This is a genomic window from Flagellimonas eckloniae, assembly GCF_001413955.1.
Taxonomy (GTDB): domain Bacteria; phylum Bacteroidota; class Bacteroidia; order Flavobacteriales; family Flavobacteriaceae; genus Flagellimonas; species Flagellimonas eckloniae.
Genome location: NZ_LCTZ01000002.1, coordinates 3,284,346 through 3,300,250, shown reverse-complemented (window position 1 = coordinate 3,300,250; position 15,905 = coordinate 3,284,346). Strand labels below are relative to the sequence as shown.

The following is a 15,905-nucleotide window of genomic DNA, read 5'->3' as shown; positions in this document are numbered from 1 at the left end:
CTTGTTTACCCACGAATTGCGAGTATTATTTTTTGAATAGATCATATTTTAAACCAAAAGTCAATCGTTGACCGTAAAATTCCATCTGTTGTGTACGCTCTTTTACACTCTGAAAATAGCGTAATGGTTGATTGGTGATATTATTTAAATCAGCATAAAAACTAAGGTTGGAATTGATTTGAAACGAAGCGTTAAAATCTACAAAAAGCTGGGTATCATAATACCTGTCTTCAAATTCATTGCCTCCAATTTCATCGATATAGCTATCTGAAAAGTTCACAGATAAACGCGCACTAAATTTCTTGTCCGCATAGGCCAAAGAGCCGTTGAACATGTTTGGAGCTGTATTTGGCAAATCTATGTCCTCACGCTCATCACCATCCTCATTTCTAATCCCATCAGCAGAAGAGGATAAATAGGTATAGTTTACATACAAGCTAAAGTTTCTGGCAAATCCGGGAAGAAAATCCAACTGACGCTGAAATGCAAATTCCAATCCAAATACCGAAGCCCCGTCACCGTTCAAAGGTTGAAAGGTTTCATAACCCGTGGTTCCCGTTCCAAAAGTATCATCTGTTGTCTCTCCCTGGAAGGTATAGATAAAGTTTTCGATATCCTTATAAAAAACTCCTCCAGAAAGCAATCCCACACTCTGAAAATAGTGCTCTGCCATTACATCAAAGTTCATTGAGGTAGTGGGTTCCAAATCTGCGTTACCTAGAATAATTTCGTTGTCTTCATTAATGATTTCAGCCCTTGGAATTAAATCTACATAATTTGGTCTTGCCAACGTATTTGTCCACGCAAATCGTAAAACAGTACTATTGGAGACATCGTATTTGAAGTGTACTCCTGGTAAAATATTGGTGTATGAATTTTCAGCATTTACCTCTTCCACTTCAATACTCTCCTCAATCCCATTATCCTCATCTTCTTCAATAAACGTTAAACTGTTCCCTGTGGACTCCAAATTTGTACTTTCCAAGCGCACACCCGCAAGCACACTAAAATTATCAGACAGTTTTTGGTTTATCATTAAGTAACCCGCAAGAACATTTTCACTTACATCAAAATTTCCAGGTAAAAATTCCTCTGGCAAGGGTTCCCCGTTTACTAAATCCAGGCCTCCCAACCATTCTTCACTGGCAAAAGACCCAATAAGGTATTGGCTACCGGCCAAATAATCTGGATCTGAATAATCTTTTAATGGAGTATTGGCCAATGTTGGAAAATCACCTTCTAAATCAAACTCAAAGAAATTATTGTCCCGCACTTTGGATTTAAATCTTCCACGGGCACCAAATTTTATACTCCCGTCTCCTTGACCAAACAAATCTGATGGCAGTTCGAAATTGACAAAAACGTTGACATCCTCTTCTTCTGTATATTGGTTTTCTTCGGTGATTTCGCTGTATTCAAAACTGTCAAAATCCGAAGCATCACTGGCATCCGCTGCTGAGAATCTTGGGTATCTTGGATTAAAAACATCGTTGCTAATTATATATTCTGATTCAAACTCTGCATATCGTTCGTTCAGTCGCTCTTCTGATGCTTTAGCATAAGAGGTCATCCAATCTACTTTTAGTGAACCCCATAAATGGTCACCCCCCAAGGTGTAATTCTGCATACGTTGGTCCTCCAACCTACGGTTTTTGTTTCTGTTGTTGTCTATTCCTCCTTTGCTTTGGCGTTTAACCGCTACAGGAAATCTTGTTGGCACCCCGTTAGTAATGGTGAAGTCTCCAATCTCTATATCTTCTCCATCTAAAATTTCATGTTCTAATCGAAATCTATTTTCTCTGTCATCTCTCCAATTGTACATGGTCTTTAGGAAAATAGTATTGTTGGCATCAAACTTATAATCCATATTGGCAGAGAAACTTCTTCGTACACGTTGCACCAGATATTCACGTTGTTCATAAACGTTTACATATGGATCTACATCAACCTGCTCTAAAATGGGCTCACCCTCTATATCATCAACTCCAGTATAATATTCAAACTCATCGGTCCATTCAGCCTCAATATTGTCAGAACCAAAGTCATTGTCATTAAAGGAAGCCGAGAGCATCCAACCAAATTTTCCGTTGTCGCTTCTGTCCCCAATTAGAAAAGAACCGTTTAAAATTGCCTTATCAGTAATAAAGTTTATTCCTGAGCCCAGGGTTGTTGATACTCTAAAGCCTTGTGGTGAAGTTCTAGTTATCAAGTTCACTGAACCTCCCAAAGCATCTGCATCCATATCAGGGGTAACTGCCTTGCTAACTTCTATGGTTTGAATCATATCTGCAGGAATCAAATCCATCTGTACATTCCTGTTATCGCCTTCCGCAGATGGAACACGACTCCCATTTAAGGTTACCGAATTCAATTGTGGTGAAAGTCCACGTACAATTATGTTCCTTGCTTCTCCTTGGTCAACCTGCATGGTAATTCCAGGAATTCTTTTAACGGCATCCCCAATATTTGCATCTGGAAATTTACCTATTTGATCCGTTGAAACAACGTTGGTGATATTTAAGTTGTTCTTTTGTGTGTTTAGGGCTTTTGATTGTCCACTTAATCCGTATGCGGTAATCTCAACACCTTGCAATTCCAAACTCTTGGGCTCAATAAAGAATGATACTTCTGTAGTTTCATTTGCGTTAATAGTAACTTCTTTTTCAATATCTGAATAGCCTAAATAAGATACTTTCAAGGTATAAGTGCCCTCAGGAATATCCACTATTGTGAATCTTCCATCAAAATTAGAGATAGCGCCTTTTTCCAAAGAGGTTATCATAATGTTGGCTCCAGGGAGGTAAATTCCGTTTTCATCGGAAATCGTTCCTTGAATATTACCTGTTTGAGCAAGTAAGAATATTGGTGCTAATAGGAGGGTAAAAAGAGGTATTAACTTTTTCATTTTCTAAGTGGTTTATTTAGACCACAAAGAAATTGTTTTAGGCTTCAAAACTGGGTTTACAAAAAATTAAGCTTAGATGAATTTTGTGTTTATTTTGATGTCAATTAAAATTAATTTAACATACAGGAAACAAAAAACCTCGCTAAGAAGCGAGGTTTAAAACAGTATAAAAGCTTTTTCTTAAGCTTCAAAAGGCTCTATGGAAACATATGATTTTCCCCCTGCCTTCTTTTCAAATTTTACAAGGCCATCAACTCTGGCATGCAAAGTGTGGTCTTTTCCTGCGTAAACATTCTCACCAGGATTATGTTTTGTGCCACGTTGCCTAACAATAATGTTACCGGCAACTGCAGCTTGTCCACCAAAAATCTTAACACCTAAACGTTTCGATTCTGATTCTCTACCGTTTTTTGAACTACCTACACCTTTCTTATGTGCCATGATATATAATTTTTAGTTCTTTCTTATTTACTTAAAGCTTCTATTAAATCTGCCTTTTTCATGGAAGAAATACCTGAAATACCTGCAGTTTTGGCCATTTCTTTCAATTCTGCCACTGTTTTAGAGCTCAAATCTTCTGCTACCTTTTTTGGTGCTTCTTTTTTTGGTGCCTCAGCTTTTGCTTTAGGCGCAGCAGCTTTTTTAGGTTCAGCAACTGGCTTTTCTACCTTTGCTTTTGCTGGAGTTGCTTTTTTAGCACCTTTTGCAACAATACCTTCTACAACAATCTCGGTTAACGATTGTCTGTGTCCGTTTTTTACACGGTATCCTTTACGTCTTTTCTTTTTAAAGACGATTACTTTATCACCTTTAAGATGTTTTACTACTTTGGCCTCAACAGCCGCACCTTCTATGACCGGGGCGCCAACAGTAACGTTACCTCCATCATCCAAAAGAAGAACTTTGTCAAAAGTAACTTTTTTACCTTCTTCTGTCTGTAAACGGTGAACGTACACTTTCTGGTCTTTTGCAACTTTAAATTGCTGCCCTGCCATCTCTACAATTGCGTACATAATGCGTTAATTAGATTAATTTATTTGCGCTTTATCAAAATTAGCGGCTGCAAATATACTGCTAAATCCTTAATTAACAAGCATTATTTCATCGTTTCACATACTATTTTTTGAGATTATTGGAGGTTTTAAAGAGCTGCATAAAAGATAGGGTCAAAACCAAAGTGGTTGCAAAACCCATAACGGCCACAGTAAAGAAAACGATTCCTTCAAAATTGGCATAATCCCTTGCCCATACTTTAGAGAGTTCCGCTAAAAAATCAGTATTGAGTTCCGTAGCGTAAAAGGCAAAGAAAATAGTGAACAGCAATGTAGCGACAAATCCCATTGTAATACCTGCCATAAAACCTTTTCCGTAGGAAAAATCCTTGCCGAGCCTAAGCTTGGCATACTTAATAGTTTCATAAATACCAAATCCCGTAACCACTCCATTGAATAAGCTGTAAAATACGTTGGTATGTTTTCCTAAAAGTGAAAGAATCAAAAAATAAGCTATTAGAACTGCACTGGTAACAATTCCAAATCGAATAGGAAGGGTTAGATTTTTCATCTCAACAAATTTTTGGTGGACCTATAATTTACTGAATGTTGATGAATTATGCTATATTTTCTTGTTAAAGACTTGTTTATGTTCTTATAGAACTTTCAAAATTCCCCTATATTCGTGTAACATCGATTAAGGTCGATAGACTGATTCTTTCAAGATATTAATTCAAATACTAATTAAAATGAAAAAACACCTACTCAGTGTTCTTTTCGCACTCGCTTTTGGAAATTTTATTTTAGCCCAGGAAGTTACCTTTGAGGAGTATGATTTGGACAACGGACTTCATGTAATTTTACACCAGGATAATGGAGCACCAGTGGTTACAACTTCAGTGATGTACCATGTTGGAGCCAAAGATGAAAATCCTGAAAAAACAGGATTTGCCCACTTTTTTGAACACTTGCTGTTTGAGGGCACTAAAAATATTGAACGCGGCGAATGGTTTAAAATAGTATCTGCAAATGGCGGAAGCAATAATGCCAATACCACACAAGACAGAACCTACTATTACGAGACCTTTCCATCTAACAATCTGCAGTTGGGACTATGGTTGGAATCTGAGCGCTTGATGCACCCGGTAATCAATCAAATTGGGGTTGATACCCAAAAAGAGGTTGTTCAAGAGGAGCGCCGACTTCGCTATGATAATTCACCCTATGGAAGGTGGAGGGAGCAAATGTTCATCAACCTGTTCAAAAAACACCCTTATCGTTGGCAAACAATTGGTTCTCTTGAGCATTTGGCCAGCGCCACATTGGAAGATTTCAAGGAATTCAATCAAATCTATTACGTGCCCAACAATGCTGTTTTGGTTGTTGCCGGTGATATTGATATTGCTGATACCAAGAAAATGATCCAAGATTATTTTGGCCCAATTCCAAAGGGAGCCGATATCAAACGAAACACATTTACTGAAGATCCTTTGAACGGACCTATAAAAGCAGTTTACCATGATTCAAACATTCAGATTCCTGCTATTTTAATGGGTTATCGTACGCCTTCACAAACCGAAAGAGATGCTTATGTACTTGATATGATTTCGACCTATTTGAGTGATGGAAAGAGTTCAAAGCTATACAAGAAATTGGTTGATGAGAAAAAGATGGCGCTTCAGGTATTTGCCTTTAATGGGTCGCAGGAAGATTACGGTTCATACGTAGTAGGAGGCTTGCCCGTTGGTGAAACTTCATTGGAAGACATTAAAAAGGAAATTGATGAAGAGATTGTAAAAATGCAATCGGAATTAATTTCTGAAAACGATTTTCAAAAGCTACAGAATAAAGCAGAGAACAGTTTTGTAAATTCCAACAGCAGTGTCTCTGGCATAGCCAATTCATTGGCACGTTATTATATGCTTTATGACGATACCAACCTCATCAATTCTGAAATTGATATCTACCGCTCCATAACCCGCGAAGAAATTAAGGAAGTGGCCAATAAATACCTCATCCCAAGTAATAGGGTAGAGCTTGACTACTTACCGGAACAAAAAGAAGCAAACTAAGATGAAAAAGACGTTATTATTTTTGATGTTGTCATTTTTATTTACAGCATCGTACGCACAAATAGATAGGAGCCAACAGCCCAAGCCCGGCCCTGCACCCAAAATAAATTTACAAGAACCCAATACATTTCAGCTTAAAAATGGGCTTAAGGTCATGGTTGTGGAAAACCATAAACTTCCAAGGGTTTCCATTCAATTAACCATTGATAATCCACCTATTTTGGAAGGTGAAAAAGCCGGTGTATCATCCTTGACTTCCAGTTTACTCGGTAACGGATCAAAATCAATTTCTAAAGATGATTTTAACGAAGAAGTAGACTTCCTTGGGGCCAATATCAATTTTGGTTCCCAAAGTGCTTTTGCAAGAAGCCTTTCCAAGTATTTTCCGCGAATATTGGAGTTAATGGCCGATGCCGCTATCAACCCCAACTTTACCCAAGAAGAGTTTGATAAAGAAAGAGATAAGCTTCTCACAGGCTTAAAAGCTCAGGAAAATGATGTCTCTGCCATTGCGGACCGGGTTCAAAGCGCACTCGCCTATGGAAAAAATCACCCAAAAGGTGAATTTACCACAGAAGAAACCGTCAACAATGTAACCTTGTCCGATGTACAGGAATTTTACAGAGATTATTTTGTTCCGGCAAATGCCTATTTAGTTGTTATTGGTGATGTAGAGTTTGATTCGGTAAAAGAACTGGTCACAAAAAGCTTTACACCATGGACAAAGGCAGTACCTCCATCGTTGAGTTATTCCAAACCCCAAGATGCACAGTATACCCAGATTAACTTTGTGGATATGCCAAATGCCGTACAGTCTGAAATTTCTGTGCAAAATTTGGTCAACCTAAAAATGAAGGATGAAGATTACCTAGATGCATTGATTGCCAATCGTATTTTAGGGGGAGGAGCACAAGCACGGTTGTTCCTAAATCTTAGAGAGGATAAAGGATATACTTATGGCTCTTTTTCCGGAATAGGGAACGATAAATATAGCCCAACAACTTTTAGAGCATATGCCAGTGTTAGAAATATGGTGACCGATAGTTCTGTGGTTCAAATTTTGAAAGAAATTGACAAAATCAGTCTTGAAGCAGTTACGGAGGAAGAACTGGCAAATGCAAAAGCCAAATATGTAGGCAATTTTGTGATGGCACTTGAAAAGCCGCAAACCATAGCCAATTATGCACTTAATATTGAAACAGAAGGTTTACCAAAAGATTTTTATAAAACCTATTTGGAGCGCATCAATGCCGTAACCATTGAAGACGTGAAGAAAGCAGCCCAAAAATATTTCTCTTCATCAAATGCGCGAGTTGTGGTGACTGGAAAAGGTAGTGAAGTGATGGAAAATCTTGAGAAAATCAATTTCAAAGGCAAAAAGGTACCCGTATTATATTATGATAAAACGGCAGATAAGACCGAAAAACCGGATTATAATGCCAGCGTTCCAGAAGGAACAACTGTAGAAAGCATTTTAGAAAAATACATTGAAGTCATTGGTGGAAAAGAAAAACTGGAAAGTGTTGAGTCCTATGCCTTATCGGCAGAAGCGGAAATGCAGGGAATGAAGTTAGAGTTGGAGATGAAGAAAACGACCAAAGATCAATTTATGCAAGATGTTAAGGTAATGGGAAATTCTATGCAAAAGCAGGTTCTGGATGGGGACAAAGGTTATATGGTTGCACAAGGACAGCGAAAAGATCTTTCACCAGAGGAAATTGAACGAATTAAGGAAGAATCGGCAGCATTCCCAGAATTAAATTACTTGGTGGCAGGAAATATTTCATTGGAAGGAATTGAGGCAATTGGCGATAAAAAAGCATATAAACTTAATATTACGGACAAAAAATCCTCATTTTATGATATTGAAACTGGGCTCAAATTGCAAGAAGTAAGTACTGAGGAAGTCCAGGGTCAGCAAATGGCCAATACACTACAATTTTCGGACTACAAAGAAGTTTCCGGGATAAAATTCCCATTCAAACTAAATCAAACCATGGGTCCACAAAACTTCGAATTCATTGTAAAAGAGATAAAAGTTAATGAAGGTGTAAGTGCCTCCGACTTTGAATAAACGGAAGATTATTACATAAAAAAGGCGCTTATTTTAAGGGCCTTTTTTTATTATTTAAACATAATATTAGCAAAATAATCGGACCTCTTGTCTTACATTTGTAGCTCAAACCAACTGTTTGAAATCCACGCTCACATATTTTTTTATTCTCTTGTATATTGTTGCAATGCTGCGACCAATCGCCCCTTTGGTGGAATATGTTGTTTATGAAGATTACATTGCAGAATTTCTATGTATCAATAAAGAAAAACAGGAATTGGAATGTAATGGTAAGTGCTATTTAATGGAGCGGTTGAATGAGCAAAGCGACCAGAAACAACAAAATTTACCAAGAATTGCCCTAGAAGAATATCCCATTGGGTTTGTGGAGCTTCTTAGCTTTACAATAGATAATGAGTTGGTTTCTGCTTCATTAAACTTGAATTTCTACAACAACAATTACAGTTTTATCTTTTCATCTTCAGATTTTCATCCCCCCAACAAAGCTTGTTAAATTTTCTATTTCAAAGTTTTTAGAATAAGGAATACCATTCCTTGTTCAAACTATACATTTTATTAAATCATAAAAAAACAAGGATGAAAAAATATTTCATGGCCGTTCTATTCATGGCCACCATTGCAATAACTGCACAAGATGATACTATTGACGAACCAAAATGGTCTGCTGGAAGACCCGATGGCCATGCCCCAATCTCCGTAATGGGAGACCATATGCATGGGAAAGGCGAATGGATGTTCTCTTATCGATATATGTATATGAATATGGACGAATTAAAACAAGGAAGTGATGACGCCTCCTTTGATGATGCTCTAGCGGATTATACGATTACTCCAACCACTATGCCAATGAACATGCATATGTTGGGCGCAATGTACGCCCCAAGCGATAAAATAACCTTGATGGCCATGGCTAATTATTTATCCATGGAAATGGACCACCTTACCCAAACTGGCGGAACATTTACAACTGAGGCCAGCGGTTTTGGAGATATTCAACTTGCCATTTTGTACAAATTCTTCAATAAAAACCAACAAACCATTCACGGTCAGCTAGGTTTTTCCTTACCAACTGGAAGTATAACTGAGAGTGATGTAACACCTGCATCAACTCCAAATGAAGTCGAACTACCTTACCCCATGCAATTGGGCAGCGGTACTTTTGATACCAATTTGGCACTTACCTATTTAGGGCAACGTGAATCGTTTTCTTGGGGGTCACAATTAAAAGGAGTTTTTCGTTTCGGAGAAAATGACAGGGAATATAGATATGGTAATCGATATAGCTTAAATAATTGGTTCGCCGTTAAGGCAAGTAATTGGTTAAGTTTTTCAGCCAGGTTGGAAGGGCTTATTGTTGGAGAAATTGAGGGCGTTGATCCAAACTTAATGCCAATGATGGTCATCACTGCAGACACGAATAACTCCGGTGGAACTTACATCAATTCCGGTATTGGTGCAAATACCTATATTTCAAAAGGAGCACTTAAAAACTTACGCTTTGGTGTTGAATTAGGCTATCCGCTATATCAGGATTTGAACGGTATCCAATTAAAAAACAAAGAAACATTGACACTCGGAGCCCAGTATTCTTTTTAATAAAGGACCACAATTCTTGCAGGGTGCTAAGCACTCTGCAAGAATATCTTATTTTTGAAAAAAGTTTTACTATGAAAACGGTTGCATCATTCCTTATTTGCACTCTAATCTTTATAAGTTTTTCTTGCAAGCAAGAAAAAAAAGCCTCTGACGGACCTACCCAAATGGAACAGGTAATGGCAGTTCATGATGAGGTAATGCCAAAAATGGGCACATTGGGGAAGTTAGTGGGCGAACTTAAAAGTAAGGTGGATACGACTGAAATGGGACAGCAATATGAGGTAGCCATGAAAGACCTGCAAGCTGCCAACAAATCCATGATGGATTGGATGATGGGTTTTGGTGATCGTTTTGATTCTGATGAAATCCTAGACGGGAAAGAACTTACTGAAGAAAAGCAAAAATGGCTTGATGAGGAAGAAGTAAAAGTAAACGCCCTTAAGGAACAGATTAATTCCAGCATTGAAAAAGCGGAATTACTTTTAGCCAAAGAATAGGTCTATTTTTTCCAACGAAGCGTTTCCATTATCCTTCTAATATCTTTTTGTAGATAATCCGCAGCTGGGAGGATGGAATCGTAATTTGGTTTTGCATAGAAGTATAAAGACCCCGTTACAAAATGGTTTATGCTATCGGTTACATAAAATTGTGATTGGGATGCAGCATCTCCGCTAACTTCATAAAACATGCCGTAAACTCCTTCATCAGCATTCACAAAAGGTTGTTCAACAATATTATCTGCTTTCACAACGTGCTCGTAAGATAGTTTTTGGGCATCAATAAGCAATTTTCGTACATTACCATCAACTTTCTTATAGGTAATAAAAATAGACCCTTTCATCATTGGATAATCCAAAACCAGAGAACATGCTTTGTTATCTTTAAGTGTCGACAAATCATTGATTTCAAACGTGTAATCACATTCCGTTTCCAACAACTTATATTCCGCTTTTGGGTAATCTAACCGTAACATTGCATTGGGTTTGGGAAGAACCTCATCCTTACAACTAGTCAAAACAATAAATATACTTAGGTAAATCAACCATTTATACTTCATGGGGCAAAGTAATTTTTATGCGTTTTAATCGCTTCTTATCCAAACTTTCAACTATAAACTGGTAGTTTTTGAACATAACTTTTTCTCCACGTTTTGGAAAACTTCCAGAAATTTCCAGCACAAATCCAGCAATAGTCTCAGATTCTCCTTTTTGATCTTCAAACTCCTCTTCATTTTCTATTTTAACCACACGGTAAAAATCCTTCAAGGTAGTTTTTCCATCAAAAACATAGTTGTAATCGTCCAGTTTGGAAAAAATTAGGTCTTCATCATCAAACTCGTCACTTATATCACCAACAATCTCTTCAATAATATCCTCAAGTGTCACAATTCCAGAAGTTCCTCCATATTCATCCACAACCACAGCCAAATGGTTCTTTTTCTCTTGAAATTCCAACAATAGATCATCCAACTTTTTATTTTCTGGAACAAAATAAGGTTCGCGAATCAACGACATCCAATTAAAACTCTTTCTATCGATATAGGGCAATAAATCCTTTACATATAAAACTCCAAGAACATTATCCATATTCTCCGAAAAAACCGGAATTCTGGAATAGCCATTCTTTTTTATCTCCTCCATCACTTCTGGAAACTTCATTTCCTCATCCAATGCGAAAATATCTATTCGAGGACGCATCACCTGTTTGGTGTCCGTATTTCCAAAAGTTACAATCCCTTCCAAAATCTTCTGTTCCTCCTTTGTGGTATCACCTTCGGAGGCTAATTCAAGGGCCTGAGATAGGTGATCAACACTTAAATTGGATTTCTGCCTTCCTAATTTTTCCTGTAAAAAGGTTGTGGCTGAACTCATGGGTGAGCTCATGGGGGTGGATAGAATATTTAAAAGTTTCAAAGGAACAGCCATGAACTTTGAAAATTGAACCTTATTTCTGTTGGCATAAATTTTAGGTAGAATTTCACCAAACATTAAAATCAAAAACGTAGCAACTATTACTTCAAGGATAAAACGAACAGAAACCACTCCAAATATGGTCTGATCAATTTCTGAAAAAATAGTGTTTCCAATAGAACTGAACAGTAGGACTATTCCAATATTAATAGCATTGTTTGCAATGAGGACAGTGGCCAATAATTTTTTGGGCTTATCTAAAAGTTGGACTATTAGTTTCCCTCTGGAGGTATCCTCTTCCTCAAGTTCGTTCAAATCGGTTTGGGATAGCCCAAACAAGGCTACTTCTGCCCCAGAAATTAGTGCAGAGCAAACCAGAAGAAGTAGCAGCACAATTACTTTTAGGGTAAAAAACCCACTAAAATTTATTAAGAAAATTGCCAAACAATAGGGCTCAGGCTCCAAATTCGTGTTGCTTTAACTAATTTTAGAATGGTAGGTCATCATCCTCTTGCGTCCCGTCAGCAGGTACTGACTCCGCAGGTTTAACGGGCTCGCTTTGCGCCGCTTCATATCCAGGCCCTTGTTGTGCATTTGCCATACTCTCCTTCTTTGTGGATAGGAAAGTGAAATCTTGAACATGAACCTCGGTAGTGTATCGTGTATTACCGTCTTCACCTTGCCATTGTCGGTTTTTCAGTCTTCCTTCCAAATACACCTTATCACCTTTACTCAAGTATTTTTCACAAATTTCGGCAGCCTTATTTCGTATTACAATGTTATGCCAATCCGTATTTGTTACTTTTTCCCCGGTTTGTCTATTGGTATAGGTCTCGTTGGTAGCGACAGGAAATCGTGCAATGCAGTTTCCTCCTTCAAAATAGTGGATTTTCACCTCATCACCTAAATGCCCAATTAGCATTACTTTGTTTAATGTTCCGCTCATAATTCTTTAATTAATCAAAAGTACTAAATTTTAAATGTCTCAATGAATTCTGCAATTAAAACAGGCACCGGAAACGAACCTATTTTTTCCCACGAAACACCCTCTTCGAGTTTGTTTTCTGATTGTAAAATCCAAAAGTTGGTGTATAGGTGTTGATGCGAAAGTTTGTGCACAATTGGTTCTTTATTATATAAAACAATAGAGTTTGAGGCTGGATAATAGTTTTTCTCTTCTAGTTCTTTTTGAAAATTTTCCAAATCAAGACTTTTTTCAGATTCCAAAAGCGGGAACTGATACAGGTTCTGCCAAATTCCCTTTCCTTTTCGCTGTTCTATTAAAGTTCTTTTCCCATTATCCAAAAAAACCAAATAATTAAAATATCTATTCTTGATTTTGGTCTTATTCAATTTTACAGGTAAACTACTTACTTTATTTTCCTGTAGGGCAACACAACTGTCGTTCAGGGGGCACAATAGGCAATAAGGCTTCTTAGGAGCGCATTGAATGGCACCAAATTCCATAATGCCTTGATTATAGTCCCTAATGTTCTCTGAACTCATGACCTTGCGTGCCAAGTCCTTAAAATATTTAATGCCTTCAGTGCTATTTATGGGTAGATCAACCCCAAAATACCTTGACAGCACGCGATACACATTTCCATCCACCACAGGTTCTGGCAAATCAAAACAAATAGAAGCAATTGCACTGGCCGTGTAATCTCCCACTCCTTTTAGGTTTTTTAATTCCTTATATGTATCCGGGAAATTGCCATCATATGCATCTACCACCATTTTTGCCGTGGCGTGTAGGTTTCTTGCCCTTGAATAATAGCCCAACCCTTGCCACAGTTTTAAAACCTTCTCCTCCTTTGCGTTTGCCAAGTCTTGAACGGTTGGGAACGCCTCTAAAAACTTATGGTAATAGGGTGTGCCTTGCGCCACACGTGTTTGTTGCAACATGATTTCTGAAAGCCAAATTTTGTAAGGGTCTTTGGTAGCTCTCCACGGAAGTTCACGTTTGTGTTCGCCATACCATTTCAAAATTTTTTGTGAAAAAGACATGTAAGAAAATACTATTGGTTAAATGTAGCAGTTTATATACTTAAAATTAAAGGCTTTAAGCGAAAGATTAATTTTAATTTTTATATTTGCAAGCCTAAAAAATAAGAAAATAATATTACGAAATGACGAAAGCAGATATTGTAACTAGAATCTCAGAAAAACTAGGTATTGAAAAAGGAGACGTACAAGCAACGGTAGAATCTTTTATGGAGGAGGTAAAATCGTCCTTAGAGAATGGTGATAATGTTTATTTAAGAGGTTTTGGAAGCTTTATCGTTAAGACAAGAGCAGAAAAAACAGGTAGAAACATTTCCAAGAACACTACCATTAAAATTCCTGCACATAATATTCCCGCATTCAAACCTGCAAAAGTGTTTGTAGAGGGCGTTAAAAGCAACGTTCAAGTAAAATAATATAACTAACACAAAAGAAAGAGCCATATGCCGAGTGGTAAAAAAAGAAAAAGACATAAGGTAGCTACCCACAAGCGTAAAAAGCGCAGAAGAGCTAACCGACACAAGAAAAAGTAGTTGTTACAACTACTTTTTCATTTTAAACACATACGTTCTTTGACATACGAGATTCAAAAAAGAATTTCAATCGGTTTGAAAAAAAACCGATTCTATATATTGTTTAATCATTTATCCCAATAACATAAAAGGGATAAATTAAAATCGATTCAGGTGAATAGAGAATTAATTGTTAGATCTAGTCCTGATGCAGTCGATTTTGCCTTACTAAAGGATGGAAAACTTATAGAATTACATAAAGACGAGGATGACAATAACTTTACCGTTGGGGATATTTTCCTAGCCAAGATAAGAAAACCTGTCACCGGCCTTAATGCGGCTTTCGTAAATGTGGGTTATGAAAAAGATGCATTCCTGCACTATCATGACCTAGGTCCGCAGTTGTCCTCCATGTTGCAATTCATAAAAAAAGCAAGAACGGGAAAGCTAAGAGACTATTCCCTTAAAAATTTTCCATTTGAAAAAGATATAGACAAGAATGGCAGTATTAACGAAGTTATTAAAGCCAATCAGTCATTATTGGTACAAATTGTAAAAGAACCCATTTCCACCAAAGGACCAAGAATTAGCTCAGAGCTTTCCATAGCAGGGCGTTATTTGGTCATGGTTCCATTTTCTGACCGTGTTTCCGTATCGCAAAAGATAGGAAGCAAGGAAGAAAAAGACCGGCTTATAAGACTTGTAAAAAGCATAAAGCCCAAAGGATTTGGCGTTATTATACGTACCGTTGCAGAAGGCAAGAAAGTTGCAGAACTGGATAAAGATCTTCAGAATTTGTCATCCAAATGGATAACAATGTGCAAGAAATTGCAAAAAGCACCTCATCCATCCAAAGTACTGGTAGAGCTTAATAGAGCTTCTTCCATTTTAAGAGATGTATTCAACGATTCTTTTACAGGAATTCATGTTGATGATGACACGCTATACAATCAAATAAAGGATTATTTACACGAAATCGCTCCGCAAAAGGAGTCCATTGTAAAGCATTATTCTGGCACGACCCCAATTTTTGAAAAATTTGGGATTGACCGTCAAATAAAAACTTCATTTGGCCGTACCGCCTCAATGAGCAAGGGAGCTTATCTTGTTATAGAACATACAGAAGCACTGCACGTAATTGATGTGAACAGTGGAAACCGTTCCAACAAGGCCAAAAATCAAGAAGACACTGCTTTAGAAGTCAATTTATTGGCAGCATCCGAAATTGCTAGACAGCTCCGGCTTAGAGATATGGGCGGAATTATTGTGATAGATTTCATTGATATGATCAAAGGTGATCACAGAAGAAAGTTATTTGACCACCTAAGAGATGAAATGAAAGACGACCGTGCAAAGCACAAGATTTTGCCTCCCAGTAAATTTGGTTTGGTACAGATTACCAGACAAAGGGTTCGTCCAGAGATGAATATCAAAACAAGTGAAGAAAATCCAAATGGTTCAGGTACCGAAGTTGAAGCTCCTATAGTTTTAATTGATAAAATCAATGTTGATTTAGAGCGAATAATGAAGGGCAACCAAAAGGACAATGGTATAATTTTGAACATACATCCTTTTATTGCAGCCTACCTTACCAAAGGCTTTCCATCACCACAGTTTAAGTGGTTTTTGGAATATAAAAAATGGATTAAAATCCAGCCAAGGGATGCTTACACATACCTTGAATATCGTTTTAAAAACAAAGACGGTAAAACAATTAGATAATACAAAGCGACTTCAGAAATGGAGTCGCTTTTTTTGTTTTTAGTATCTTGGAACAGAAATTATGCAAAGGTAAGTTCATCCCAAAATGAAGAATGATAAAATAACATCACAATCCTCT

Annotated in this window: 15 protein-coding genes; 7 read left to right on the top strand and 8 right to left on the bottom strand. The window is 37.4% G+C overall.

From position 1 onward, the window contains the following. Positions 1-25 precede the first annotated feature (25 nt). The 4 genes from AAY42_RS14170 to AAY42_RS14155 form a co-directional block, all read right to left on the bottom strand. A complete protein-coding gene (locus AAY42_RS14170) occupies positions 26-2,905 on the bottom strand; it encodes a TonB-dependent receptor (protein ID WP_055396359.1) in 2,880 nt (959 codons plus the stop codon). A gap of 180 nt (positions 2,906-3,085) precedes the next feature. Beyond that, positions 3,086-3,346: a 50S ribosomal protein L27 gene (rpmA, locus tag AAY42_RS14165; RefSeq protein WP_055396357.1), complete on the bottom strand. Its 261-nt coding sequence runs from the start codon at positions 3,344-3,346 to the stop codon at positions 3,086-3,088. A 23-nt stretch (positions 3,347-3,369) separates the two neighbouring features. Then, complete coding sequence (rplU, locus tag AAY42_RS14160; RefSeq protein ID WP_055396355.1) at positions 3,370-3,918, bottom strand: 50S ribosomal protein L21; 549 nt, start codon at positions 3,916-3,918, stop codon at positions 3,370-3,372. 103 nt (positions 3,919-4,021) lie between these two features. Further along, complete coding sequence (locus tag AAY42_RS14155) at positions 4,022-4,468, bottom strand: DUF4199 domain-containing protein (RefSeq protein ID WP_055396353.1); 447 nt, start codon at positions 4,466-4,468, stop codon at positions 4,022-4,024. Between the two features lie 178 nt (positions 4,469-4,646). Here AAY42_RS14155 and AAY42_RS14150 point away from each other — a divergent pair, with 178 nt between their 5' ends. The 5 genes from AAY42_RS14150 (at position 4,647) to AAY42_RS14130 (ending at position 10,136) form a co-directional block, all read left to right on the top strand. Continuing rightward, positions 4,647-5,969, top strand: a complete 1,323-nt coding sequence (locus AAY42_RS14150; RefSeq protein WP_055396351.1) for a M16 family metallopeptidase — start codon at positions 4,647-4,649, stop codon at positions 5,967-5,969. Between the two features lies 1 nt (position 5,970). Beyond that, entirely contained in the window at positions 5,971-8,043 is a 2,073-nt protein-coding gene (locus AAY42_RS14145) for a M16 family metallopeptidase (RefSeq protein WP_055396349.1), read from the top strand. Between the two features lie 166 nt (positions 8,044-8,209). Next, positions 8,210-8,536 carry a hypothetical protein gene (locus tag AAY42_RS14140; RefSeq protein ID WP_082433590.1) on the top strand — a complete coding sequence of 109 codons (327 nt, stop codon included), beginning with the start codon at positions 8,210-8,212 and terminating at the stop codon, positions 8,534-8,536. A gap of 83 nt (positions 8,537-8,619) precedes the next feature. After that, complete coding sequence (locus AAY42_RS14135) at positions 8,620-9,639, top strand: transporter family protein (RefSeq protein WP_055396347.1); 1,020 nt, start codon at positions 8,620-8,622, stop codon at positions 9,637-9,639. A gap of 71 nt (positions 9,640-9,710) precedes the next feature. After that, on the top strand, positions 9,711-10,136 hold the full coding sequence (locus AAY42_RS14130; RefSeq protein WP_055396345.1) for a hypothetical protein: 426 nt from the start codon (positions 9,711-9,713) through the stop codon (positions 10,134-10,136). 2 nt (positions 10,137-10,138) lie between these two features. Here the strand turns inward: AAY42_RS14130 and gldD are convergent, their stop codons facing one another. The 4 genes from gldD to mutY are packed head-to-tail and all read right to left on the bottom strand — an operon-like array spanning position 10,139 to position 13,556. Beyond that, positions 10,139-10,696 carry a gliding motility lipoprotein GldD gene (gldD, locus tag AAY42_RS14125; RefSeq protein WP_055396343.1) on the bottom strand — a complete coding sequence of 186 codons (558 nt, stop codon included), beginning with the start codon at positions 10,694-10,696 and terminating at the stop codon, positions 10,139-10,141. Continuing rightward, positions 10,686-12,014: a gliding motility-associated protein GldE gene (locus tag AAY42_RS14120; RefSeq protein ID WP_055396341.1), complete on the bottom strand. Its 1,329-nt coding sequence runs from the start codon at positions 12,012-12,014 to the stop codon at positions 10,686-10,688. The genes gldD and AAY42_RS14120 overlap by 11 nt, the downstream gene beginning before the upstream one ends. Positions 12,015-12,036: 22 nt before the next feature. Then, positions 12,037-12,495, bottom strand: coding sequence for a single-stranded DNA-binding protein (locus AAY42_RS14115; protein WP_055396339.1), 459 nt, complete (start codon positions 12,493-12,495; stop codon positions 12,037-12,039). 23 nt (positions 12,496-12,518) lie between these two features. Further along, positions 12,519-13,556, bottom strand: a complete 1,038-nt coding sequence (mutY, locus tag AAY42_RS14110; RefSeq protein WP_055396337.1) for an A/G-specific adenine glycosylase — start codon at positions 13,554-13,556, stop codon at positions 12,519-12,521. 122 nt (positions 13,557-13,678) lie between these two features. On the opposite strand from mutY, the gene AAY42_RS14105 reads away from it, so the two are divergent. Beyond that, positions 13,679-13,969: an HU family DNA-binding protein gene (locus tag AAY42_RS14105; RefSeq protein WP_055396335.1), complete on the top strand. Its 291-nt coding sequence runs from the start codon at positions 13,679-13,681 to the stop codon at positions 13,967-13,969. Positions 13,970-14,239: 270 nt separating this feature from the next. Then, the gene (locus AAY42_RS14100; RefSeq protein ID WP_055396333.1) at positions 14,240-15,787 is read left to right on the top strand and encodes an Rne/Rng family ribonuclease; all 1,548 of its coding nucleotides are present in this window, start codon (positions 14,240-14,242) and stop codon (positions 15,785-15,787) included. Positions 15,788-15,905: the final 118 nt, after the last annotated feature.

Excerpts from the sequence above, each read along its gene's own strand:
- AAY42_RS14140 (WP_082433590.1), top strand. The coding sequence starts at position 8,210 with ATGCTGCGACCAATCGCCCCTTTGGTGGAATATGTTGTTTATGAAGAT.
- gldD (WP_055396343.1), bottom strand. The coding sequence starts at position 10,696 with ATGAAGTATAAATGGTTGATTTACCTAAGTATATTTATTGTTTTGACT.
- AAY42_RS14105 (WP_055396335.1), top strand. The coding sequence starts at position 13,679 with ATGACGAAAGCAGATATTGTAACTAGAATCTCAGAAAAACTAGGTATT.
- AAY42_RS14145 (WP_055396349.1), top strand. The coding sequence starts at position 5,971 with ATGAAAAAGACGTTATTATTTTTGATGTTGTCATTTTTATTTACAGCA.
- AAY42_RS14155 (WP_055396353.1), bottom strand. The coding sequence starts at position 4,468 with ATGAAAAATCTAACCCTTCCTATTCGATTTGGAATTGTTACCAGTGCA.
- mutY (WP_055396337.1), bottom strand. The coding sequence starts at position 13,556 with ATGTCTTTTTCACAAAAAATTTTGAAATGGTATGGCGAACACAAACGT.
- AAY42_RS14170 (WP_055396359.1), bottom strand. The coding sequence starts at position 2,905 with ATGAAAAAGTTAATACCTCTTTTTACCCTCCTATTAGCACCAATATTC.
- AAY42_RS14115 (WP_055396339.1), bottom strand. The coding sequence starts at position 12,495 with ATGAGCGGAACATTAAACAAAGTAATGCTAATTGGGCATTTAGGTGAT.
- AAY42_RS14130 (WP_055396345.1), top strand. The coding sequence starts at position 9,711 with ATGAAAACGGTTGCATCATTCCTTATTTGCACTCTAATCTTTATAAGT.
- AAY42_RS14135 (WP_055396347.1), top strand. The coding sequence starts at position 8,620 with ATGAAAAAATATTTCATGGCCGTTCTATTCATGGCCACCATTGCAATA.
- rplU (WP_055396355.1), bottom strand. The coding sequence starts at position 3,918 with ATGTACGCAATTGTAGAGATGGCAGGGCAGCAATTTAAAGTTGCAAAA.
- rpmA (WP_055396357.1), bottom strand. The coding sequence starts at position 3,346 with ATGGCACATAAGAAAGGTGTAGGTAGTTCAAAAAACGGTAGAGAATCA.
- AAY42_RS14150 (WP_055396351.1), top strand. The coding sequence starts at position 4,647 with ATGAAAAAACACCTACTCAGTGTTCTTTTCGCACTCGCTTTTGGAAAT.